Annotated in this window: 21 protein-coding genes, 1 tRNA gene and 1 pseudogene; 5 read left to right on the top strand and 18 right to left on the bottom strand. The window is 47.3% G+C overall.

Translation table 11 applies throughout. The features are described from left to right. Positions 1-330: 330 nt before the first annotated feature. A tRNA-Leu gene (locus DXA20_RS06615) sits at positions 331-414 on the bottom strand. A 233-nt stretch (positions 415-647) separates the two neighbouring features. On the opposite strand from DXA20_RS06615, the gene DXA20_RS06610 reads away from it, so the two are divergent. The 4 genes from DXA20_RS06610 (at position 648) to rfbD (ending at position 4,996) form a co-directional block, all read left to right on the top strand. Continuing rightward, entirely contained in the window at positions 648-1,832 is a 1,185-nt protein-coding gene (locus DXA20_RS06610; protein WP_118559724.1) for a MerR family transcriptional regulator, read from the top strand. A gap of 200 nt (positions 1,833-2,032) precedes the next feature. Beyond that, positions 2,033-2,929: a glucose-1-phosphate thymidylyltransferase RfbA gene (rfbA, locus tag DXA20_RS06605; protein WP_118559723.1), complete on the top strand. Its 897-nt coding sequence runs from the start codon at positions 2,033-2,035 to the stop codon at positions 2,927-2,929. 62 nt (positions 2,930-2,991) lie between these two features. After that, positions 2,992-4,011 (top strand): dTDP-glucose 4,6-dehydratase, encoded by a 1,020-nt coding sequence (rfbB, locus tag DXA20_RS06600; RefSeq protein ID WP_118559722.1) that lies wholly within the window; start codon positions 2,992-2,994, stop codon positions 4,009-4,011. Between the two features lie 43 nt (positions 4,012-4,054). Continuing rightward, a complete protein-coding gene (gene rfbD / locus DXA20_RS06595) occupies positions 4,055-4,996 on the top strand; it encodes a dTDP-4-dehydrorhamnose reductase (protein WP_022305864.1) in 942 nt (313 codons plus the stop codon). 213 nt (positions 4,997-5,209) lie between these two features. Here the strand turns inward: rfbD and hydG are convergent, their stop codons facing one another. The 8 genes from hydG to DXA20_RS06560 form a co-directional block, all read right to left on the bottom strand. Continuing rightward, positions 5,210-6,637: a [FeFe] hydrogenase H-cluster radical SAM maturase HydG gene (hydG, locus tag DXA20_RS06590; RefSeq protein WP_022305865.1), complete on the bottom strand. Its 1,428-nt coding sequence runs from the start codon at positions 6,635-6,637 to the stop codon at positions 5,210-5,212. Between the two features lie 127 nt (positions 6,638-6,764). Further along, positions 6,765-7,010 (bottom strand): TM1266 family iron-only hydrogenase system putative regulator, encoded by a 246-nt coding sequence (locus tag DXA20_RS06585; protein WP_022305866.1) that lies wholly within the window; start codon positions 7,008-7,010, stop codon positions 6,765-6,767. A 482-nt stretch (positions 7,011-7,492) separates the two neighbouring features. Next, the gene (gene glpK / locus DXA20_RS06580; RefSeq protein WP_118559721.1) at positions 7,493-8,986 is read right to left on the bottom strand and encodes a glycerol kinase GlpK; all 1,494 of its coding nucleotides are present in this window, start codon (positions 8,984-8,986) and stop codon (positions 7,493-7,495) included. A 103-nt stretch (positions 8,987-9,089) separates the two neighbouring features. Further along, positions 9,090-10,757 (bottom strand): glycoside hydrolase family 36 protein, encoded by a 1,668-nt coding sequence (locus DXA20_RS06575; protein WP_118559720.1) that lies wholly within the window; start codon positions 10,755-10,757, stop codon positions 9,090-9,092. Positions 10,758-10,772: 15 nt separating this feature from the next. Next, positions 10,773-11,612, bottom strand: a complete 840-nt coding sequence (locus DXA20_RS06570; protein ID WP_118559719.1) for a class I SAM-dependent methyltransferase — start codon at positions 11,610-11,612, stop codon at positions 10,773-10,775. 31 nt (positions 11,613-11,643) lie between these two features. Continuing rightward, on the bottom strand, positions 11,644-11,820 hold the full coding sequence (locus tag DXA20_RS16390) for a DUF6472 family protein (RefSeq protein WP_022305870.1): 177 nt from the start codon (positions 11,818-11,820) through the stop codon (positions 11,644-11,646). A 319-nt stretch (positions 11,821-12,139) separates the two neighbouring features. Then, positions 12,140-12,499 (bottom strand): hypothetical protein, encoded by a 360-nt coding sequence (locus DXA20_RS06565; RefSeq protein ID WP_118559718.1) that lies wholly within the window; start codon positions 12,497-12,499, stop codon positions 12,140-12,142. 93 nt (positions 12,500-12,592) lie between these two features. Further along, on the bottom strand, positions 12,593-13,138 hold the full coding sequence (locus tag DXA20_RS06560; RefSeq protein WP_118559717.1) for a spore maturation protein: 546 nt from the start codon (positions 13,136-13,138) through the stop codon (positions 12,593-12,595). 148 nt (positions 13,139-13,286) lie between these two features. On the opposite strand from DXA20_RS06560, the gene DXA20_RS06555 reads away from it, so the two are divergent. Next, a complete protein-coding gene (locus DXA20_RS06555) occupies positions 13,287-14,861 on the top strand; it encodes a response regulator (protein ID WP_022305338.1) in 1,575 nt (524 codons plus the stop codon). A 92-nt stretch (positions 14,862-14,953) separates the two neighbouring features. On the opposite strand, the gene DXA20_RS06550 is transcribed toward DXA20_RS06555, so the two are convergent. From DXA20_RS06550 to ftsH, 9 genes and pseudogenes are all read right to left on the bottom strand, one after another. Further along, a complete protein-coding gene (locus tag DXA20_RS06550; protein ID WP_022305339.1) occupies positions 14,954-15,454 on the bottom strand; it encodes a CarD family transcriptional regulator in 501 nt (166 codons plus the stop codon). A 193-nt stretch (positions 15,455-15,647) separates the two neighbouring features. After that, complete coding sequence (locus tag DXA20_RS06545; RefSeq protein WP_118559716.1) at positions 15,648-16,535, bottom strand: ribokinase; 888 nt, start codon at positions 16,533-16,535, stop codon at positions 15,648-15,650. A gap of 13 nt (positions 16,536-16,548) precedes the next feature. Next, positions 16,549-17,484, bottom strand: a complete 936-nt coding sequence (locus DXA20_RS06540; RefSeq protein WP_118559715.1) for a substrate-binding domain-containing protein — start codon at positions 17,482-17,484, stop codon at positions 16,549-16,551. 17 nt (positions 17,485-17,501) lie between these two features. After that, positions 17,502-18,313: pseudogene (locus DXA20_RS06535) on the bottom strand (ABC transporter permease). A gap of 182 nt (positions 18,314-18,495) precedes the next feature. Next, a complete protein-coding gene (locus tag DXA20_RS06530) occupies positions 18,496-19,980 on the bottom strand; it encodes a sugar ABC transporter ATP-binding protein (RefSeq protein WP_118559714.1) in 1,485 nt (494 codons plus the stop codon). A gap of 18 nt (positions 19,981-19,998) precedes the next feature. Further along, positions 19,999-20,403, bottom strand: coding sequence for a D-ribose pyranase (rbsD, locus tag DXA20_RS06525; protein ID WP_118559713.1), 405 nt, complete (start codon positions 20,401-20,403; stop codon positions 19,999-20,001). Then, a complete protein-coding gene (locus DXA20_RS06520) occupies positions 20,400-21,395 on the bottom strand; it encodes a LacI family DNA-binding transcriptional regulator (RefSeq protein WP_022305345.1) in 996 nt (331 codons plus the stop codon). The genes rbsD and DXA20_RS06520 overlap by 4 nt, the downstream gene beginning before the upstream one ends. 754 nt (positions 21,396-22,149) lie before the next feature. Further along, a complete protein-coding gene (locus tag DXA20_RS16135; RefSeq protein WP_158577153.1) occupies positions 22,150-22,323 on the bottom strand; it encodes a hypothetical protein in 174 nt (57 codons plus the stop codon). 292 nt (positions 22,324-22,615) lie between these two features. Beyond that, positions 22,616-24,445 carry an ATP-dependent zinc metalloprotease FtsH gene (ftsH, locus tag DXA20_RS06515; RefSeq protein WP_243100561.1) on the bottom strand — a complete coding sequence of 610 codons (1,830 nt, stop codon included), beginning with the start codon at positions 24,443-24,445 and terminating at the stop codon, positions 22,616-22,618. Positions 24,446-24,481: the final 36 nt, after the last annotated feature.

Here is a 24,481-nt window from a genome sequence, read left to right as displayed (position 1 = left end):
TGGGCTTCCCACCTCGGGGCGAGTACGGCAGGATGCGTTTATCAAAAATCAAAGCAGCAAAGCAATTAGACTTTTCGAAATCCGTAAGTGACAAGACAATTTTTCAGTCACAGCTCACGGATTTTCCAGTGCTTTGGCAGGCAAAATGCCATTGAGGATAATGAGACACAAGAAATATTATGGGGAAATTTATGTTTTGGTGGTGGGGGAAGCCTATCATTTCTGCGTTGAGATTATACGGGATGAGGTGACCATTCTGATTTCATTTTAGGAAGGATGACGGAAGAACAAAAAAAGAAGCCTTATCTCTAAGACTTCTCTGATCCGCAATGCGGAAGAAGGGACTTGAACCCTCACGTCGTTGCCAACACTAGATCCTTAGTCTAGCCTGTCTGCCAATTCCAGCACTTCCGCATGTTTCGCTTTGCACTTTTGTGCCGCGAACAAATAAGATAATATCATCTGTATTTCTATTTGTCAACAGTTTTTTTCAAATTATGAAATATTTTTCAAAAAAATATCATTTTCGCGCTTCATCTGTTAAAATATGATGCAGGGTTCAAAAGCAGATAGCGATGTATGTATACATACAAATTGCTATCCGGTGGCTTGCCCCAACATCACTATATATAATAAGGAGAATTTCCATGAAGAAAGACGGCTACTACTCTTCCGGACAGTTTGCCCGGCTTGCCGGCGTCTCTGTACGCACGATCCGGTACTACGATAAGCAGAATATCCTGAAGCCTTCCTATGTGAATGAGAATGGTGCCCGTTTCTATACCGACCATGATCTGGCAAGACTGCAGCAGATCCTTCTTTTAAAATATCTTGGTTTCTCGCTGGACGATATCCGCGAGATGACGGTCGATACTGCCGACTATCATATGATGAAAAATTCTCTCGAGCAGCAGCACAAGCTGATCCAGGATCGCATCGAACAGATGCAGCTTGTGGAGACGGCGATCCGTGATACCGCCGATGCCATAGAAAAGGATCACGAGCTGGACTGGAGCCAGATGCTGCGCCTGATCCACCTGACCGGTATGGAGACAAGCCTGAAACGGCAGTATCAGGATTCCACCAACATCACTGCACGGATCAATCTTCATCAGAAGTATTCTGTCAATAAGCAGGGCTGGTTTCCCTGGATCTATGAGCAGGCAGACATCCGTCCGGGCATGCATATCCTTGAGGTCGGTTGCGGCAATGGCGCACTCTGGACAGAGAATCTTGCACAGCTTCCGGAACAGATCTCCATTCTGCTTTCCGACATATCCGAGGGTATGCTGCGTGATGTCCGTCGTACCATCGGCGCTGAGGATTCCCGTTTCTCCTACCGGACGATCGACTGTGCGAATATTCCCTGCGAGGATCATTCCTTCGATCTGATCTTTGCCAACCATGTCCTTTTCTACTGCGATGACATTCCGCAGGTCTGCAGTGAGATCCGCCGCGTTCTTAAAAAGGACGGCTGCTTCATCTGCAGCACCTACGGTTCCCGTCACATGAAGGAGATCAGTAAACTGGTGCAGGATTTTGATCCGCATATCCAGCTTGCAGCAGACAATCTTTATGACCGCTTCGGTCTGGAAAACGGAGCCTCTATTTTACAGCCGCATTTCCGTCAGGTAACTCTGTCCCGTTATGTGGACAGTATTTATCTGAAGGAACCCGAACCGCTGATCGACTATATTTTATCCTGCCATGGCAATCAGAACCAGTATCTGTTAAACCGCTATAAGGACTTCCGTCATTTCGTCCAAAAGGCAACGAAGGACGGCTTTACGATCACGAAGGACGCCGGAATTTTCCTGTGCCGTCCCTCATAGACAGGCGAAACTGCCCGGAAACGTATTCATTTTTCACAATAAACCAACATTTTCATTGTCGTATTTACAGCAAAGTGACAATTTTACAAAAAAAGCTTGAAGGTGACGTAACGTCACCTTTTATACTGTGTACAGAAACTGAAAAATGAACATACTTCTATTGGGACTTACACAAACAGATCAAAGAAAGGAGATTCCTTATGAAAGGTATTATCTTAGCCGGCGGTTCCGGCACAAGACTTTATCCATTAACAATGGTCACATCAAAACAGCTTCTGCCGATCTACGACAAGCCGATGATCTACTATCCGCTTTCCGTACTGATGAACGCAGGGATCCGCGAGATACTGATCATCTCAACACCACAGGACACACCTCGTTTTAAAGAGCTGCTCGGAGACGGTCATCATTTCGGTATCGATCTGACCTACGCTGTTCAGCCAAGCCCGGACGGACTGGCACAGGCATTTATCATTGGCGAGGAATTCATCGGAAACGACACCGTTGCCATGGTACTCGGTGACAACATCTTCGCCGGCCACGGACTGAAAAAACGGCTGAAAGCCGCTGTCGAGAATGCAGAGACCGGAAAGGGAGCTACCGTATTCGGTTATTACGTCGATGATCCGGAGCGTTTCGGTATCGTTGAGTTCGATCAGGACGGAAAGGCTGTTTCCATCGAAGAGAAACCGGAGAAGCCAAAGAGCAATTACTGTGTAACCGGTCTTTATTTCTATGACAACCGCGTTGTCAAATATGCGAAGGAGTTAAAGCCAAGTCCACGAGGCGAGCTTGAGATCACCGATCTGAACCGCGTCTATCTGGAAAACGGCGAGCTGAACGTAGAACTTCTCGGACAGGGCTTTACCTGGCTGGATACCGGAACACATGAGAGCCTTGTCGAGGCAACCAACTTCGTAAAGACCATCGAGTCTCACCAGCACCGCAAGATCGCATGTCTGGAGGAGATTGCTTACTTAAACGGCTGGATCACCCGTGAGGATGTGCTGAAGGCATATGAGCCGCTCAAGAAGAACCAGTACGGTCAGTATCTGATGGACGTTCTGGACGGCAAGTACATGGATGTTCTTCACTAATTAATGTTTTGCGATGCCAGACACCGAATAACAATTTATATTACAGATTAAGGAGAAAAATTATGACTATTATCGTAACCGGCGGTGCCGGATTTATTGGAAGTAACTTTGTATTTCACATGCTGAACAAGTACCCGGACTACCGTATCGTCTGTCTGGATTGCCTGACGTATGCCGGAAACCTCTCTACTCTGGCTCCTGTTATGGACAATCCGAATTTCCGTTTTGTTAAGGAAGATATCACAGACCGCGAAGCTGTTTACAAATTATTTGAGGAGGAGCATCCGGACATCGTTGTCAACTTCGCTGCAGAAAGCCACGTTGACCGTTCCATTGAGACACCGGAGGTATTCCTTCAGACAAATATCATGGGTACTGCCGTATTGATGGATGCATGCCGTAAATATGGCATCACCCGTTATCATCAGGTATCTACCGATGAGGTTTACGGTGATCTTCCACTCGACAGACCGGACCTGTTCTTCACAGAGGAAACTCCGATCCATACAAGCAGCCCTTACAGTTCATCCAAGGCCGGCGCTGATCTTCTGGTGCTGGCATATCACAGAACCTACGGTCTGCCTGTAACGATCAGCCGCTGTTCAAACAACTACGGGCCATATCACTTCCCTGAGAAGCTGATTCCTCTTATGATTGCCAACGCACTGAATGACAAGCCGCTTCCTGTATACGGTACCGGTGAAAACGTTCGTGACTGGCTGTACGTCGAGGATCACTGCAAGGCGATCGATCTGATCATCCACAAGGGACGTGTCGGCGAGGTTTACAACATCGGTGGTCACAACGAGATGACCAACATCGATATCGTTAAGATCATCTGCAAGGAGCTTGGCAAGCCGGAAAGCCTGATCACATATGTATCCGACCGTAAGGGTCACGATATGCGTTATGCGATCGATCCGACCAAGATCCACAACGAGCTTGGCTGGCTTCCTGAGACGAAGTTTGCTGACGGTATCAAGAAGACCATTCAGTGGTATCTCGACAACAAGGAGTGGTGGGAGACAATCATCTCCGGTGAGTACCAGAATTACTACGAGAAGATGTACGGTAACCGCTAATCCATAACCACAGAATGATACCCGGAAAGAGGAACAGTGTTTTATGAAAATATTAGTAACCGGCGTCGCCGGACAATTAGGACATGATGTCATGAATGAGCTTGCGTCCAGAGGACATGAGGGCATCGGAAGTGACCTTGCTCCGGAATACAACGGCATTGCAGACGAAACCTATGTAACAAAAGCAGCCTATGTATCCATGGATATCACAAACCGTGCCTCTGTCGCTGAAACGCTTTTAAAGATCAACCCGGATGCTGTCATCCACTGTGCCGCATGGACTGCCGTGGATGCCGCTGAGGACGATGCCAACAAAGATAAGGTCTATAACGTCAACGCAACCGGCACGGAGAACATCGCCGCTGTCTGCAAGGATCTTGACTGCAAGATGATGTATATCAGTACCGATTATGTATTTGACGGTCAGGGAACCACACCGTGGGATCCGGACTGCAAGGATTACAAGCCGTTAAATGTATACGGTGCATCCAAGCTCGACGGCGAGCTTGCTGTGTCCGAAATATTGGACAAGTATTTTATCGTGCGTATTGCATGGGTATTCGGTACCAACGGAAAGAACTTTATCCGTACCATGCTCAATGTCGGAAAGACACATGATAAGCTGACTGTTGTAAATGACCAGATCGGTACGCCGACTTATACCTTCGATCTTGCAAGACTTCTTGTTGACATGATCGAGACGGACAAGTATGGATATTACCATGCAACCAATGAAGGCGGCTATATCAGCTGGTATGATTTCACAAAGGAGATCTTCCGCCAGGCAGCAGCCATGGGACACACGGAATATGACGAGTCACACGTCACCGTCACTCCTGTCACAACTGCTGAGTACGGTGTTTCCAAAGCAGCCAGACCATTCAACAGCCGTCTGGACAGATCAAAGCTCACCGCAAACGGCTTTACTCCACTGCCAACCTGGCAGGATGCCGTAGCACGTTATCTGAAAGAGATAGAGTTTTAATTTTTAACTAATGATATAATTTATTTTCAACAATGAAATTCTCGTTGTCTTTTCAGAGAAACGAGGATTTCATGGAAAACAAAGACTGCCGCTTCACGATTTCTATTCGTAAAGCAGCAGTCTTTTTATTGCATTCTATATTGTTGTTTCTTAATATTATTTTTTCAAATAACATTTTGTCTGTCCCATTTTCAGGACATTGATTTCTATGTTCTAGAAACGGAAATCTCTCTTTCCTTCCTTTAACTCCTCAAGATACTGGATGGCTCTTTCTCTGACCTTCTCATTTGGCACCTTCCGGATCTCCTTGGCGATCAGCGATTCACCGATCTCCTTCGTCTCCGGTGATGCATAATCCTCCAGATATTCCTTCAATGTCATGAGGGCGTTCGGCTGGCAGCAGTTTACAATCTGACCGGACTTAAGAAGTGACATAAAACGGTCTCCTGTTCTTCCTGCGCGGTAGCATGCGGTACAGAAACTTGGAATGAAGCCCATCTTCATCAGCCAGTTGACAACCTCATCAAGTGTACGGGTATCGCTGACATCAAACTGTGCAGAGCTGTCATCACGTACCGGCTCGGTGTAACCACCCACGCTGGTACGGGAGCCGCCGCTGATCTGGGAAATACCAAGCTGCAGCACATGCTCTCTTGTCTTCTGGGACTCTCTGGTAGAAATGATCATTCCGGTATACGGAACCGCGATACGGATCACGGCAACGATCTTCTCGAAGATCTCATCCGGTACGGCGTTGCTGAAATCACCGGTATCAATATCGTCTGCCGGGCAGATTCTCGGTACACTGATCGTGTGTGGTCCAACGCCCTGTGCTGCCTCCAGATGCTCTGCATGCATCAGGATACCAACAAGCTCATAGCGGTAGCCCTCCAGCCCAAACAAAACGCCAAGACCAACATCATCGATGCCGCCCTCCATCGCACGATCCATTGCCTCGGTATGATATGCATAATCATGCTTTGGTCCGGTTGGATGTAGCTGCTCATAGGATTCTTTATTGTAGGTCTCCTGGAACAGAATATAAGTACCGATTCCGGCATTCTTCAGGCGGGTATAATTCTCCACAGTTGTTGCTGCAATATTGACATTGACACGGCGGATCGCACCATTCTTATGCTTGATGCTGTAGATCGTGTCGATACTTTCCAGAATATACTCAAGCGGATTGTTGACCGGATCCTCGCCTGCCTCGATCGCCAGGCGCTTATGACCCATATCCTGCAGGGCAATGACCTCATCACGGATCTGATCCTGTGTCAGCTTGATTCGAGGAATATGTTTATTCTTGTGATGATATGGACAATAAGTGCATCCATTCACACAGTAATTGGAGAGATACAGCGGTGCAAACATAACGATACGATGCCCGTAAAACTTCTCCTTGATCTCCATGGCTAGCTCTCTGATCTCACGGTTGATCTCCGGATCATCGCACTCCATCAAAACGGCTGCCTCTTTGTGGGAAATTCCCTTTGCCTTCTTCGCTTTCTCAAGAATCTCGCGGATCAAAGAAAGATTATCTTTGTTCTTTTTCGCATAATCAAGAGATTCCAGAATCTCCTCATGATTGATAAATTCTTCTGCCTTTAATGACTTCGGATCATACTTATAACTGCTCATTTCTATTCCTCCATATATAAAATCTTGTGCATTTCTGACAGGAGTGATCCTGTCTTTTCTGTGTAACCATGTCTACATAACAAATCTCACCGGTAGCTTAGATTTTCCGGTAATACCGGCTGATCTATTATGCCTTGGAATAAACTGCCTTGGCACTGACACCCGGTGTCATTCCCAGCTTGCCGGACAGAGCGCTGACCGTATTGGTATCCGCATCCATCACCACGCTGATCACCGATATCCCACGCTCTCTGTAGGGCATCCCCATCCTTCCGACAATAAACTCCCGATACTCGTGAAGCAGCTCATTCACCCGCTCCACACTATCTGTGTTCTCCACAATAATTCCAAGGATTGCAATCCGTCGATCCATGAAACACTTCCTCCTTTGCCGATCACGGGATACGTCTGCCAAAACGCTGGTTTTGCCCTTGCTTCCCACCACATTACGAGCATTTTCCTATATATGAACAAAGTGGACTTGCCCACTTTGCGCGTCACCGCACAATTGCTTATGCAATCTTCCTTTGTGCGGTGATCGCATCCTCGCGGAGCGTTTTACATTATAGGAAACGACAAGTTTCCTATAATGTAAAAGCGCCTCTGCCGGATGGCATGAGACGCTTCTTCCCCTATAAAACCGCAGACCTTCCCTGCGGACCATATTCAAGAACATATCATCATGCCTTCGCGTTGGGACGAACCCTTCGTGTCGGAACATGAGAATATTTTATCATTTAATGTACCGGATGGCAAGATGCAATATGCCGGATGCCAAAATGCTTTTATCAATCTATTACTTTGATCGAATCCGTTTCTGTACCGGCATTTCAAATTCCAATTCAGCTACTGTCCTTACTGCTTTGTCCAGCTTATGGCACATCCCACGGCACGTTTCCAGCCGTCGAGTCTCTCCCTGCACTCCTGCTGTGTGATCTCCGGAACAAAGGCACGGCTGACACCCGCATTGCGCCGGATATCCTCAAAATCCTTCCAGTAGCCGACGGCAAGCCCGGCAAGATATGCCGCACCGAGTGCTGTCGTCTCCAGACAGATCGGACGGTTGACCGGTGTCTGAATAATATCTGCCTGCGTCTGCATCAGAAAATCATTGGCACTTGCGCCGCCATCCACCTTCAAAGCAGAAAGCGTGATGCCGGAATCGGCTTCCATCGCCCGCAAGACATCACTGACCTGATAAGCAATGGACTCCAGTGTTGCCCGGATAATATGATATTTGTTGACACCGCGTGTCAGACCGACGATCGTGCCTCTGGCATACTGATTCCAATACGGTGCACCAAGCCCGGTAAATGCCGGCACAACATAACACCCATTGGTGTCCTTTACCTTTCTTGCCATGTACTCGGAATCCTCCGCGGAGTCGATCAGGCGAAGTTCATCACGAAGCCACTGCACCGATGCACCTCCAATAAAGATCGATCCCTCCAACGCATAATTGACCTTTCCGTCAATCCCCCATGCCAGGGTTGTGACAAGTCCGTTATCCGAAAATACCGGCTTCGTGCCAGTATTCATCAACAGGAAACAGCCTGTGCCGTATGTATTTTTCGCCTCGCCCGGCAGAAAACAGGTCTGCCCAAACAATGCCGCCTGCTGATCTCCTGCCACACCGGCGATCGGAATCTCTCCACCTAAGAATGAACTGTCCGTTTTTCCGTACAGACCACTCGATGGCATCACCTCCGGCAGCATGCACTCCGGAATATCCAATATATCGAGAATCTCCTTATCCCAGCAAAGCTCATTGATGTTATACATCATCGTGCGGGATGCATTGGAGTAATCGGTCGCGTGAACACGCCCCTTCGTCAGCTTCCACAGCAGCCAGGTGTCCACGGTTCCAAATAACAGCTCGCCCCTCCTCGCACGCTCCCTTGCTCCCGGTACCTGATCCAGGATCCATTTTAGCTTGGTTGCCGAAAAATACGCATCGATCACAAGACCCGTTTTGTCCCGGAACAATTTCGTAAGTCCCCGTTCCTTTAACTCATCGCAAAACTCAGAGGTTCGTCTGCACTGCCAGACAACCGCATGATAGACAGGCTCTCCTGTCACCTTGTCCCATACGATCGTCGTCTCTCTCTGATTGGCAATTCCAATTGCATGGATCTCATTTGCACTGACCCCTATTTTGGACATTGCTTCCACGGCAACGCCAAGCTGTGTCGACCAGATTTCACTGGCATCCTGCTCCACCCAGCCGGGCTGCGGAAAGATCTGTGTAAATTCCTTCTGCGCCACAGAAACGATCTCGCCCTTCTCGTTAAATAAAATACACCGGTTACTTGTCGTTCCGGCATCTAACGCCATAATATACCCCATAATCTCTGCCCCCTGTCATTATTTTACCAAATCATTTATCTGTCCCAAAAACCGGACAGCAACACATTCTCCATACGCAAATGCTTTCTCACAACCTTCCCTGTTCCTACAGCTTCACACGCAGCTCCTTCTCACCATCCTGTCCCTGATATCGGACAATCGTATATTTGCCTTTGCGTTCCACACTCCGTGGTGCCTCCCGCAAGGCAGATAGACTCTGCTGCAGCGCTCTTTTCTCCTCATCGTAAGTCCCCACATCGTCCGAGGTAAAAAGCAGTCCGCCAAAAAGACCATTGACCTGCGCCAGCATTTCTTTCTGTTTCGCCGACAACCTGATATTATCATCCCGCAGCAGATACACATCCGGATCGTTCCAGAAAGCACGTCCGTTTAACTGTCTGCGATAAATCGTGTTGCCGATCGTATTCTTTGTCGATACTCTCTCCCGGTGAAGCAGCTTCTCCTTCGGAGCGCCATCCCAGTTCAGTCCCACATCCGGTCCGATCCGACAGTAATCAACCTTGCCAAACGCCGGTCCGAGCGGCACACCGCAGCCAAGGATCAGCTTATCACCGATAACCTCGCGCAGGAAATCCATCGCCTCGCACATGATCTGCCCTCTCGTCTTATACTCTGTCGGCAGCATGCAGACCGCATACAGAAAATCCAGTTTGACCAGATCAAAGCCCCACACATCAAGCACCTGATGAAAGACCTCGCGCAGATATTCCCGCACCTCTTCGTTAGACAGATCCAGCGCATAAAAAGTACTCCAGTTGCTTCCACCGCAAAATGGCTCTCCATTGACATCCCGCACCAGCCAGTCCGGATGTTTGCGGAAGCACCGCGACTTCTTCTCACACACAAACGGAGACAGCCACAGTCCCGCTTTCATACCGTATTCATGGATCTGATCCACGATCGGTTCAAGACCATCCGGGAACTTATCCTTCTGCACATTCAGCCAGTCCCCCACATACGTCTGATATCCATCATCGATCTGAAACACATCAAAACTCTGTCCCATTTCATGGACATGCTCCAGATTATCTGATATGATCTGTGCCGAAATATTCTGATAATGATTGTACCAGCTTGTATACCCTGTCATCGGTCTGCCCTTCGGCTTAGCAATGTTCATTTTCTCAAAATAGGTATCAAATACCTGATCCTCGCCTCCGGTAAGCTCTACGAGATCAAACGCATTCCACTCCCCGGAGATCTTCACGCCCGCACAGTCCTTTTCAATTGACATCTGTCCGGCATCTGCATTGTAATAAAATACCGTAAAGCCGGAGCGTTCACTGAGAGAACCCACAAAACGATACGTCACTCCATCCCTGAAATAACAATATGTAAATCCATGAAACTGTCCTGCTGCCGTTCCCTTCATCGTAAAAAGCGAATCACCGTACCGGTCCAGATAATACTTCTCCACCATTCCGGAGGCAAACGGCGATATCGCCGGCTCCTTCTCTCCAACTGTATGCTCATGGGAATCCGTCCATGACTGATACCCGTTCATAAAGATCTGCTCCGGCTGCTTTCCTCCACGGCACTTCCATGGAAAGGTCAGTGTCACTGATTCCAATGTAAGATCCCCAACCGGCTCCCCGTATTCATCAAACTCCTTCGGGATAATGCGTATATGCAGCTCTCCCTCATCCTCCTGCCAGCGCAGTGTAAAATACGGCTGCTCGCCGCCCTGATACATCTCTGCCGCAAAAGGCTCTCCGTTCCTGTTTCCTTTGATCAGAAAAATAATATCGTCCATTTCAGACTTCCTCCTCTACCGTATCAGAATATCCAGCGTATGTGCTCCGGCACCGATCAGATCCTGTCTCTCACAGACCGATAAATGGTACTGTACAAACAGGTCAAAGGTCTCCTCATCCATCGCATTTAAAACCGGTCTCATATAATTTGCCGGACCGTCCGGGGAAATGATCTTGTACCGCTCCAGCCCCGATGCTGCATTCAGTGCATCAATATCCTCCAGTCTCATGTAATCATACAGATCCTCGGGATGCGGCACACACTTAAATTCCTTCGACAATCTGCCATCCTCCAGACACTGTTTTACATTACCGTCCCTGAAACCGTACAAAAGCACTCCGTACTCATTCATACAGTATGCCACAAGTATCCTGCCGCCCGGTCTCGTCACACGCTTCGCTTCCTCCAGTGCCTGATGCTTGTCCTCAAATGTGTACAGATGATACATCGGTCCAAATAGCAAAGTGATGTCAAAACTACTGTCCGCAAAACGGGACAGATTTAAAGCATTGCCCTGAAACGCTTTGACACTGCTTTTCTTAGATTTTAAAATGCCAAGATTATATTTGACCAGTTCTACCGCCGTAACGTCATAGCCCTCCCCGGCAAGTGCCACGCTGTAACGCCCGGTGCCGGCACCGACATCCAGAATGCGGAGGTCCGACGGGTTGGTCTGTCCGGACCGGTCATATGTCTGGTTCCCCTTCTCTCCTCCATCCGGTTCATTCGGACAAATTGCATCAATGCACTCATGAATATACTTCATGGAGGTGATATATTCAACCTTGCCATGACGTCTCGTCAACCGTTTCTCTTCGTTAAATTTATTATAATATTTCTCTAATTCTGTCATTTGTTTTCTCCTGAAACTCTCCCTTGTCACATCACATCTGGTGGCGCACAACCTGATATTCGTCACCGTTGCGGTAATACGGACAGCTGTTCCGGTGATCTGTCATAAAACGCACCATATCATCCTCATCCATATTCACATCGCAGAAGTACTCCTCATATTCTTCATCATAACTGTAATTTGCACAGGTATCACATTCGTTTGACATTTTGATCTCCTCTACACTATAAATGTATTTCCGATTTTAGAAGCTTCACTCCCCCTATCTTATGAAACTCCAAAAATATGTTATATAACCTATTTTACGCTTATTCTCCAGAACTGTCTATATCCTAAAGAACGAAAACTTTCCATATTCCAAAGAGAACCAGCGCCCATAGTGTTTCTTATGTGGCGTGGTGTCAAATAAGATTTTTGCCTTAAAAAAACGTAAAATGGGAGGTAATCCATACCTCCCATTTTGTCATGCTTTCCTACGATTAACATGCTGATACTTCACACCTCATATTGGTGCGCGGTCTTGAAATCTACTTGATCAGGCGCAGGATAACCAGTGCCAGTCCGCATATTGTGATTGCAACCGCTATATAAATATCATAATTATCACCGACAATATTTACATATTTTGCTTTCCCCGGACGATAGACAATATCCACTCTGTCACCCTCCGCGTGTTTCCCTTTCCTGCCTTCTGCATTGGCAGCTCTGGCTTCCAGTTCCTGTCCATTATACTGGAACCGAATCACCGCAAAATCATATCCGTCACTGTTAACGAAACCGCTGACAACTCCCGAAAGCTTTTCTCCTTTCCGATCCAGATACACCTTGATCAGACACAGTATTCCTGCCACCAAAACAGCAATCGCAAATAAAAGTTCTTTGTTCATCTTTTCATCCTCCTTGCAGCTATAATTGTAGTTTATATTGTACTATATATTCCCATGAGCTGTCAACTTCCCCGACAACTCTTATTCTGCCCCTTACGCAATCCCCCGGCACAGCCATACACTCGCCGCCATTCCCGCAAAGGTTGCGATGAGTGCGCCGGTCAATGTCCAGTTCATTTTCGTGACCGGTGCATGCTTTTTGTCTCCGGTTGCAATAAAATATACCGAGATCGTATAAAAAATCGTCTCCGAACAGCACATCAGAACCGATGCCAGAAATCCCTCATGGGAATCGGTTCCAAATTTCTTATAAATATCAAGCAGCAGACCGGTGGCTGCCGAGGAGGAAACCATTTTGATCAGAGAAAGCGGCACCAGCACCGCCGGGAAATCCGCCTTCTCCGCTATCGGTGCGATCCGGGCGGAAAGCATTTCCATAAGCCCCGACGCCCGCAGGATCCCGATCGCCATCATCAGACCGATCAGCGTTGGCAAAACCTTAAGTACTACCTTGAAGCCGTCCTGTGCACCCTTGACAAAAGCTCCGAAAATATCGGTGTGGCTGCACAGTCCGTAGCCCACAATATAAAATATCACGATGGGTATCATGAAATTCGATAAATATAATAGAAACTGCACGAAAACCAATCCCCTTTCTTGCAAATCTCCTCCCAAAAAGTTATAATAATGGGAGGCTCATTTTTCAAACAAATATGAGTTGTAAATATATATTCTGCAGAAGTGTCTTTTATTCAGGCATGCAGGATCAGAAAGGTTTGGTAAACACATGAATACCGTTTTTATTGCGGATGACGAACTGATTATACGTCAGGGTTTAAAATGTATTATCGATTGGGAATCTCTGGGATTTTCAATTATTGGCGAAGCATCCAACGGCATTGATGCATTAGATTATATTGTCCGGGAACAGCCCGATCTGGTATTGATCGATATCCGGATGCCGGGGCTTCTCGGTGTGGATGTTGTGAAGCAGGCACGCGACAAAGGCTTTGAGGGACATTTTATTATCCTGAGTGGTTTTACCGATTTTAAATATGCGCAGGCAGCGATCCGCTACGGCGTTGATTTCTATCTGACAAAGCCGATCGATGAGGACGAACTTTTGGAGGCGGTCGAATCACTGAAGACAACGCTTGAGGAGCAGAGCCGTCAGTCCGGAACCTGGCAGCATTACCGCCAGAAGGCGCATGGTATGATCCTTTTGGATATTCTTACAGACAAGGCTGATTTTGACCAGATCAACATTGATGACATGCATCTGAATGCAGATCAGTATCAAGTTGTTATCTATGAGAAATACAGTCACAACGCAACACAGATGTCCTATCGTTTTGCGGATCTGTTAAAGGTTACCAATGAGATGAACAGCTCGTATGAGCAGATCACAATCGACGACAACGAAATCCTTCTGCTCAAGGGAGAATTTACACTTCACAAGTTCCAGCAGTTTCTGGAGCATTATGAGCGTGAACAGAAACCACAGAAGGATTCTCCTCTTGATTCCCTGTTCATCACCTACGGCAGACCGGTCCGGGATATCCGTGAGGTTCCTGTTTCCTATCAGGAAGCGCTTCGTCTGCTGCAGCGCCGCTTTTTCTGCGAGCACCGCCAGCACACGATCGGCTATGACCAGCTTCCAAAGCAGGATGAAGAGCATATCTTCCAGCTTACTCCGGAGGTGTTACAGTCCTATTGTGAATCACTGATCGGATATATTCAGGCAGCAAAGCGCAATCAGATGGCAGAAATGCTTCATGAACTCGAGGGCAAGCTCTATTCCTGTGATGAGGACATTCCACAGATCAAACTTTTTCTGACAGATCTGTATCTGTCCATCAAGGAAAAGATTTTCCATCTGTACCATAATGCGGACATACCTTTTCCGAGTAACGCCGAGATCATTGAGTTTATCAACGACAAATATTACCTCTATGAGATCGTTTTGTTCTTCACAGAGCAGTTTGAAATGATCATCCGCACCATCGGCAATCCTTCCAGCGAGAGTGTGATGGATGATATCATTCATTATATCGAGCACAATTATATGGACAATATCAAGCTGGAGAATATCGCACCACTTTTCGGCTACAACAGCTCTTATCTTGGCAAGATCTTCACCAAAAAGGTCGGTCAGGGCTTCAATGTATTTGTAGACAAGATCCGTATTGAACATTCCAAGGATCTTCTGGTCAACAGCTCCCTGAAGGTCTATGAGATCGCCGAAAAGGTCGGTTACCGCAACGTGGATTATTTCCACACGAAATTCAAGAAATATGTCAAGCAAAGCCCGGCAGAATACCGCAAGCAGATGCGTCAGCCGGATATGGAAGCAGAGCACTGATGCGAATACACAATGCGGGCTTCTTCGCTTTGATGGAAATACAAACAGCGTGAATATTTCGTTATTGAGAAACGAATATTCACGCTGTTTTATTATTTGCGTATTTTGGATGCAATATAATCTCCGATCTGATCGACCTCCATATTCAGCGCATAGGCAAGCTCCTCGTAAAGCAGTTCCTCTGCCTGATGAAAATAACGCTCATCAACTGCAGCAACCTTCTTGCCCTCGTCGACCCGTTCCTTTTTGTGCAAATAGATCGTTTTAATGATACGAACCAGCTCTCTGCAGTCGCCGCTGCGTACTGCTTCCTTATACTGACTCTCCCGTTCCTTCTCGTTGCCGATCCAGATGGTTTCAAGCTGTGGAATCTCCTCCACCAGCTCCTCCGCTTCCTTTCCGGTCAGAACCAGTCTCATCGGCAGCTTCACATTATCCACCGGCACATATACCAGAGAATCCTTCTGATATACCGGTCGCAGCGTATAATATTTCTTCTTACGATCCGCTACTGACATAGATAATCTGCCTACCGCCGTCACCTCGCACACTCCATGTGTACCATACATAACACTATCATTTACCTGATACATATTTCCCTCTTTTCATGAAACAATGACTTCAAAATCCAGATACTTTAACAAAGACGTTCCATCCCACCATAGATAAGCCGGAAGTCCCTGTATATCGAACTTCCGGCAATTGATATCCGCTTTAGATCTGTATTTATTATAACATATTTTAAGTATTTTGTAAGGGTTAATTTCAGAATAAATGATAGTTTTTTTATTGCTGCAGTGCCTCCTGTACCTCACTGCGGTACGGAATGGATGGAACCGCCCCCTCTCTGGTAACAGCAATGGAGGATGCTTTTGCGCTCATTTCCAGAATCTTCTCAATCGGCATGCCCTCCACAAGACCTGCCAGAAAATATCCGGTAAATGTGTCACCGGCTGCTGTCGTATCAACCGCCTGCACCGGGAAGATCGGCTGTTCATAGCGTTTCCCCTGCTCTCCGTAAACAGCGCCGTCCTTACCAAGAGTGAGCACGATCTTTGCCTTTGGAAATCTGTGGCACATTTCTTCGAAAATCTCCTCCGGATCTGTCAGACCCGTGATCTGTCCGCCCTCAATCTCATTGAGGAGAAAGATGCTGATCTTGTCCATGTTCACTTCTCTTAATCGGTCATCAAACGGCGATGGATTCAGGGCGATCTGCATACCCTTCTCATATGCCTGATCGACCATATAGGCGATATCATTTACTTCATTCTGCAGAAGAAGAATGTCTCCGTCCTGAAAATGGGACAGAACTCCATCGACATATTCATGTGTCAACTTCTGATTGGCACCGCCGTAAAGAAGAATACAGTTCTGCGCCTCCTTGTCGATCTGTATGATCGTGTGGCCTGTTTTTCCTTCGATCCGGCAGATATACCGACTGTGTACACCATACTCTTTGCAGGCGTCCAGAAACGCCTCGCCATCCTCGCCGATCATGCCGCCATGATAAACCTCTGCGCCCGCTTTTGCCAGTGCGATCGACTGGTTGATACCTTTGCCTCCCAGAAATATATTCATTCCCTGACTGCTGATCGTCTCGCCCGGCTGCACGATATGATCCACACGGTAAACATAATCCAGATTCATTGAACCAATATTTAACACCTTCATCGCGTCCACCTCCTTACTTGTCGACAGTGTCTTTTGTGATCAGTGTCACCTCAACCGGGATCTCCTTCGGAATACTCTCACCCTTTGTCAGCCTGATCGCATTTTCTACTGCTGTAGATCCGATCAGATCCGGCTGCTGTGCGATCGTAGCACCCATTCTGCCCTGCCTGATCGCTTCGATTGCATCGTCCGTTGCATCAAAACCAACCACAAGCACATCCTTTTTCGCACCGGAAATCGCCTCAACGGCTCCGAGTGCCATCTCATCATTGCCGGCAAATACCGCCTGAATGCTGCTGTCCGCCTGAAGCATATTCTCCATAACGGTCATTCCCTGTGTACGGTCAAAATCCGCCGTCTGGCTTGCAACAACCTTTAATTTCTTGTCGGCAATATTATGGAAGCCCTGGCTTCTGTCAATCGCCGCAGATGCGCCGGAGGTTCCGACAAGCTCTGCTGTTTTCACGTTTTCGCCCAGAGTGTCCACAATGTACTGTGTCGCAAGTTCGGCACCTGCTACATTATCGGATGCGATCTGACAGTCAATGTCCACACCGTTTACAACACGGTCAACGGAGATTACCCTGACCCCCTTTGCAATCGCTGCCTCAACGGCTCCGGTCACAGCATCGGAATCGACCGGATTCACGATCAGCACGCTGACATTTTTGGATACCAGATCCTCGATATCGCTCACCTGCTTTGTTGCATCATCGCTGGCATCTACCACGGTCAGAGGCACGCCTGCCTGCTTTGCTGCTTTCTTTGCACCCTCCGCCAGTGTGACGAAAAACGGATTATTCTGTGTGGAGATGGACAGTCCGATCGCACCACTTGCTCCGGACGCTTTCGAACCTGTGCTTCCACCCTCACCATCGATCACAATACCACATCCGGCAAGGGAACATATCATTAACATACTCAATAATAAACTTACCAATTTTTTCATGCTGTATACCTCCTGTCTTACCGTTTACGATCTGACAATACTGCTACCAGAATAACAACCGCTTTGATCACTTCCTGATAATATGTGGAAACTCCCAGAATGTTGAGTCCGTTATTCAGGACAGCAATGATCAGTACACCGGCGATCGTTCCAACAATCTTACCACGTCCACCACTCATGCTTGTACCGCCAAGTGCAACCGCCGCAATGGCATCCAGTTCATATCCCTCGCCCAGTGTCGGCTGTGCGGAATCGACACGGGAGATCATGATCAGACCTGCAAGGGCAGACATAAAGCCGGAAATGGAATAAACAGCGATACGGATCTTGGTTGTATTGACACCAACCAGCTTTGCACATTTCTCATTACTTCCTGTTGCATAAATTCTTCTTCCGAGGTGGTGTGATGCAGTACAAAATAGAATACCAGAAGGAAAAGGATCAGAATGATCGCCGGGATCGGAATGGAGATCATGTCGTTTGGTCCGAATACAAAACTTCCTTTTCCAAGCACCTTAAACAAAAATGCACCTGACTCATTTTTCACGCTGGCTGCCAGTCTGGAAACCGGCTTTCCATCGGTGATGATCAGTGCCAGTCCACGATATGCCGTCATCGTGATCAGTGTTGCGATGAACGGCTGAAGTCTTCCCTTTGTTACAAGAACACCGCTGACCATGCCGAGCGCCGTACCAGCCAGAAGAGCGATCAGAATTGCTGCCGCTGCAGGAATGCCATGGATCATAAGTTCTGCGCAGATGATCGCGCTTAATGCAAAGGTTGATCCAACGGAAAGATCAATACCATCCGATAAGATTACACATGTCATACCAAAGGCGATCAGTCCGTTGAAGGATGCCTGTCTGAGCAGATTCAAGAAGTTGCTGCCTGTCCGAAATTCCGGACTGACACAGCTGATCACAATGACGAGCAGTACCAGTGCAATATAAGCTCCATATTCTCCGATCAGTGTGCCGATATTTAATTTATTTTTCTCATTATTTTTTCCCATTATAATGTACCTCCCGTCGCTAAAGTCATTATTTTCTCCTGGTCAGCTTCCTTTCCATCCAGAATGCCTCGTACCTCACCCTCGCGTACCACCATAATGCGGTCACTCATGCCAAGTACCTCCGGAAGCTCTGAGGATACCATGATCACTGCCACCCCGAGGGACGCCATCTGATTGATCACATGATAGATTTCTTTCTTGGCACCGATATCGACTCCTCTTGTCGGTTCATCCAGGATCAGTATCTTCGGATTGGTTGCGATCCATTTTGCAAGAACAACCTTCTGCTGATTACCGCCGCTTAAGTTATCACATTCATGCCATGGTCCAAAGCATTTGATCCGAAACTCTTCAATCTCCTTATGAACCAGATCCTTTTCTTTGCGTTTGGATAAAACGCCTTTTCGTGAAACCGCTTTCAAATTCACGATCTCAATATTATCCGCAATGCTTTTCTCTAACAGAAGTCCCTCTGTTTTACGGTCCTCTGTGATAAATCCGATGCCTGCCTTGATCGCCTGCTCCGGATTTTTGATCTTAACCTTTTCACCATCAATGTAAATACTGCCGCGATCCCTGGCGATACAGCCAAACAACGCTCTCATGATCTCTGTCCGTCCGGCCCCCATCAGTCCGGCAACACCGAGAACTTCACCGGCTCTGACCTCAAAGGATACGTCGTGGAACAGTTTTTCCTTTGTCAGTCCCTCCACCTTTAAGACAACATCACCGATCTTTGCATCTCTTTTCGGAAAACGCTCGCCGATCTCTCTTCCGATCATCATGCGGACAACGCCATCCATGTCGATCTTGCTGATTTCTTCGGTGCCAATATAGGTACCATCGCGAAGAATCGTGATCCGGTCACACAGTTCAAAGATTTCTTCCATTCGATGAGAAATATAAACAATGGAAACACCCTTTTCCCGCAGCGATTTCATGACCTTAAATAAGGTTTCTGTCTCACGCTCTGTCAGTGCTGCTGTCGGCTCATCCATGATCAGAACCTTTGCGTCTACCATCAGTGCCTTGCAGATTTCAACCATCTGCTGCTGTCCTACGGACAGATCGGACATCACAGCATCGACCGGGATCTGCACCCCCATCCGTTCCATGACCTCCTGAGCCTTGCGACGCATTGCCTTTTTATCACAAATTCCAAAATGTTTTGTGATCTCCTTTCCCATAAAGAGATTCTCCTCCACGGTCAGGTCGAACAGCACATTTAACTCCTGATAAATAAATACGATACCGGCTTTCTCTGCCTCCTGCGGTGATTTGAAATGAACCTCCCTGCCATCGATCGTTATGGTTCCGGAATCCTTTTTGTATACTCCGGTCAAAATCTTCATCAGGGTCGATTTTCCGGCACCATTTTCGCCCATCAGTGCATGTACTTCACCATCCTCCAGAACAAAACCGGCGTCCTTAAGCACCTGATTGGGACCGAACGATTTATTAATCCCTTTCATCTCGATTTTCATGAATGCTCACCCCCTTTTCTACCCAAAAATACAACCCGACTGCAGAATGATATTGGCATATGGTGTTGTCTCTCCGGTGCGTATCACTGCCTTGCATTCCCTTGTCTGTTTCTTAAGCTCTGTATGAGATACAAATACGGTCTCAAGCTCCTGTCCTGCAAACAGCTCCTTGATCTCTCCGAGTACCTTCGGGTTTTGCTCCCTGATTTCTTCTGCCAGAACGATCTTCTCAACCTTCATGTCCTTTGTGATGACACGAAGCACATCCATAAATGACGGAACGCCAAACTCGAGTGCAAGATCAATCCGTTCCACCTCTTCCGGGATCGGAAGCCCGCAGTCTCCGACGGCAATGCAGTCTGTGTGTCCCATGTAAGAAAGAACTCTGGAAATATCACTGTTTAAGATGCCCTGTTTCTTCATTGATGATCAGCTCCTTTCATTTCTTTTGTTGTCTCCCGGACGATCAGCTCCGGTGAAAATATATATTCTTTATAGCTTTTGGTTTCTTTTTGCAGCAGCATATTGACCGCCTTGATGCCCATTTTTTTGATCGGCTGTCCCACTGTGGTAAGCTCCGGCGTCATCAGATGCGCCAGGGCGATATTGTCATAGCCGATGAGCTGGATGTCCTCCGGAACGCGAATGTTCCTGCGGCAAAGCACCTTATAAATAGAGATTGCAACCATATCATTGCAGGCAATAATGCCATCCACATCCGGAAACTGTTCTAACAGCTTCTGTGTCATTTCAAGACCTTCATGAAATGAATAGTCACACTGTATACTATGCTCTTTAATGCCCTGTTCCATACATACATCCTGATATCCTTTGTAACGCTCGCTGGCACTGGAAATCCGGTCAAGACCTCTGACGCATACAATACTCTTGCATCCGCAGTCGATCAGATGCTGTGCTGCCATTCTGCCACCCTCATAATTGTCGCAGTGGATATAGCCGCCTGCCGTGTTCCTGGAAACAGCCCGGTCAATTGCAACGATCGGCGTTTCACAGTTTTCTATGATCTTCTTCAGTCCTTTGTTGCTGGTTGTCAATACGATGCCGTCCACATTCATGGAGGTGAGCATGGAGATCGCTGTCTTCTCCTTTTCGACATCTCCGCCGGTGTTGCAGATCGTCATACGGTAGCCGTGCTGGTTAGCCGTATGCTCGATTGCACTGGACATCTCCGCGAAAAACGGATTCGTGATACTTGGAACGATCACACCGATCGTTTTGGAAGATTTCTTAAAAAGAGATCTTGCCACCTCATTCGGTGTGAAACCGCTTTCTTCGATGGCTTTTAAAACACGATCCTTTTTCTCTGCATCTACATTCGCTGTTCCGTTGATCACTCTGGATACCGTGGAGGGGGAAACCCCTGCCAGCTTTGCCACTTCTCGAATACTTGCCATATCATCCCTCCGTTTTGTGCTTTTTTACTTTTGAAACCCGTTTCATGATGGTTTCATTATATCATTTTGTCATTTAAAGTCAATATGAATCCCATCGCTTCATGTATTTCTGGCAAAAAGCACAAAAAATCACGATGAGCTCGTTAATTTCACCGTGATTTTTGTATATTATGTACAATCATTCTATTGAGACAAGCTTCGCACATTCGGTATGTGGCGGCACCTATCCTATTTCTTATGTCTCGTAAATGTTATTAATTGATTTTTGCCTCTGAATTTAAATAACTCTGGGAGAGTGCTCCTGAAAATTGTCTTGTCGTTCTACGGTTTTCGAAAAATCTAAATACTTTGCTGTTTCGATGTTTGATGAACGGTTCTTCCCGTACTCGCCTCCGGGTGGGATTCAGATGTTTCAAAGGGCACTTGCGCTCGCCACTACTTGCATCCTGCTTTATAGGATGCTATGTAGTGCTGCGTAGCGCAATGTAGCGGGAGCGTGCCCGCTGAAATAACTGAGCCCACCCGAGAGGCTCAGTCGTCCAGACACGTATTTCATCGAAACATTGCAAAGCAAAGATTTTTCAGAAAACCTAACGATCTGCGTCAATTTTCAGGAGCACTCTCCCAGAGATTTCAAAAATCTATATGGCAAAAATCACATCTACACTCCAGTCATAAGAAATAGGATGAATGCAATCTGATAATTGGTGTGCGAAGCTTGATCCATTTCCAATCGAGGTCATTCATCTCATTTTTATTTTCTTACAACGCAGTGCATTCTCATCCCCGTGCGAAACTCTAGCTTCTCTACGGTCAAACCTGCGTTCTTACAGCATTCTGCAATCAATTCCTTTGTTGGAAGCGTGACGTCTCCGTGACCACACAGATTGGCAAGCGGCAGCTCGATCTTATCTATAAACCACAGCACAAGCTTATTTTCGCTTGTTCATGATCAGAGCCTCGTCCGATTTTTCCGCCCACAATAAAAGGGACAGTCACCGAACGACTGTCCCTTTTGGAGAAGGTATTTTTGTTACTTATGGGGTGTAGCAAAAACTATATAATGTATTGGGGTTTACGAGTGTTAGTATAACAGCGGGGTCTACTAAAGTGTGCATAAACTTACTATCTTTTCCAAAAAGTTTTTGTGCATTTTTGCTTGGCATAAGAAAACAGCTATCATTTTCCATAAAAAATACGGATATGATAGCTGTTTTTTGTTATTTTGTATCAAACAGTGCTTCGAACTCCTCACGGGTGATACGCTCTTTGTCCATCAGGATCTCGGCAGATGCATGAAGCACATCCATATGCTCCTCAATGATCGCGCGTGCCTTGTCATAGCAGTCCTGAATGATCTTACGCACTTCCTTGTCAATATCCCGTGCCGTCTCCTCGCTGTAGGTACGGCTCGTATGTCCAAAGTCGTTTCCGATGAACACCTCGTCGCTGTCGGCATAGTTGATCATACCGATCGCCTCGGAGAAACCATACTTTGTCACCATGTCTCTCGCCGTTGCTGTCGCTGTCTTGATATCCTGCGAAGCACCTGTGGTGATATCGTCAAAGATCAATGACTCTGCGATACGACCGCCAAGACTTACCATAATATCCTGCAGCATCTTGCCTCGGGTATTAAACATCTCATCCTTATCGGGCAGTGGCATCGTATAACCTGCTGCGCCCTGTCCGGTTGGGATCACAGACACCATATGCACCGGACCGACATCCGGAAGCACATGGAACAGGATCGCATGCCCGGACTCGTGATATGCGGTGATCCGCTTATCCTTCTCGGAAATAATCTTACTCTTCTTCTCGGTGCCGATCCCAACCTTAATGAAGGAGCGGTCGATATCTGCCTGTGTAATGCAAGGACGTCCCTCTCTTGCACAGGCGATTGCGGACTCGTTCATCAGATTCTCCAGATCTGCTCCGGTAAATCCAACCGTAGTGCGTGCCACCTTCTCAAGATCCACATCGTCGCTGAGCGGCTTGCCCTTTGCATGAACCTCAAGAATCTCCTCACGTCCTCTGACATCCGGTCTGCCAACCGCCACACGGCGGTCGAAACGACCCGGACGCAGGATCGCAGGATCCAGAATATCCACACGGTTCGTGGCTGCCATTACAATGATTCCTTCATTGATACCGAAACCATCCATCTCAACCAACATCTGGTTCAATGTCTGCTCTCTCTCGTCGTGACCGCCGCCAAGACCGGTTCCTCGCTTTCTTGCCACTGCATCTATCTCATCGATAAATACGATACAGGGTGCGTTCTTCTTAGCTTCCGCAAACATATCCCTCACACGGGATGCTCCGACTCCGACAAACATCTCGACGAAATCAGAACCGGACAGGCTGAAGAATGGTACTCCGGCCTCTCCGGCCACTGCCTTTGCAAGCAGCGTCTTACCGGTTCCCGGAGGTCCCACAAGGATAATTCCCTTTGGAATGCGGGCTCCAAGCTGTGTATACTTGGATGGATCTGCCAGGAAATCGACGATCTCCTCCAGCTCCTCCTTCTCTTCCTTGAGTCCTGCTACATCCTTAAAATGCTTTGCATTTGGATCATCCGGATCGATCCTCTGTGCACGGCTCTTGCCAAAGTTCATCATCTTGGCATTGCTGCCTCCCTGACCTGCTGTCTGCGCAGACAGGAATGAAAACAAGAAGAAAATAGCAATGATGCCTAAAAGATACGGAAGCAGTGTCGTGATGATCCAGGATGGTTTCTGCACATCCTTCATCACATACTTATCTGCCAGCTTACTGTCCTTGCTCCGGATCAGCTTCTCAACCTCTGTTACATCGGATACATAAAAATTCTGTGTAGAACCGTCCTTCTTGCGGACGTCGACCTCGCCGGTCGGCACCTCCTCATTCGGAAGGATTGCCACGGAGGTGACATTTCCATCCTCCAGATCCTGAGTGAAGTTCACAATATTGTAGGACTTTTGTCCACCCGAATCCAAAGTTCCCGAAACATAGACGGCCGCTGCAATAATCACCAGAATCAGCAGATAAAAGCCGATTCCTGTTCTCATCTGTTGCCTCATGAATGTCTCCTTACCTGATATTTA

This window comes from Roseburia sp. AM59-24XD (assembly GCF_003478445.1).
In the GTDB taxonomy this organism is placed as follows: domain Bacteria; phylum Bacillota; class Clostridia; order Lachnospirales; family Lachnospiraceae; genus Jutongia.
This window is presented reverse-complemented; position numbering and strand designations above follow the sequence as displayed.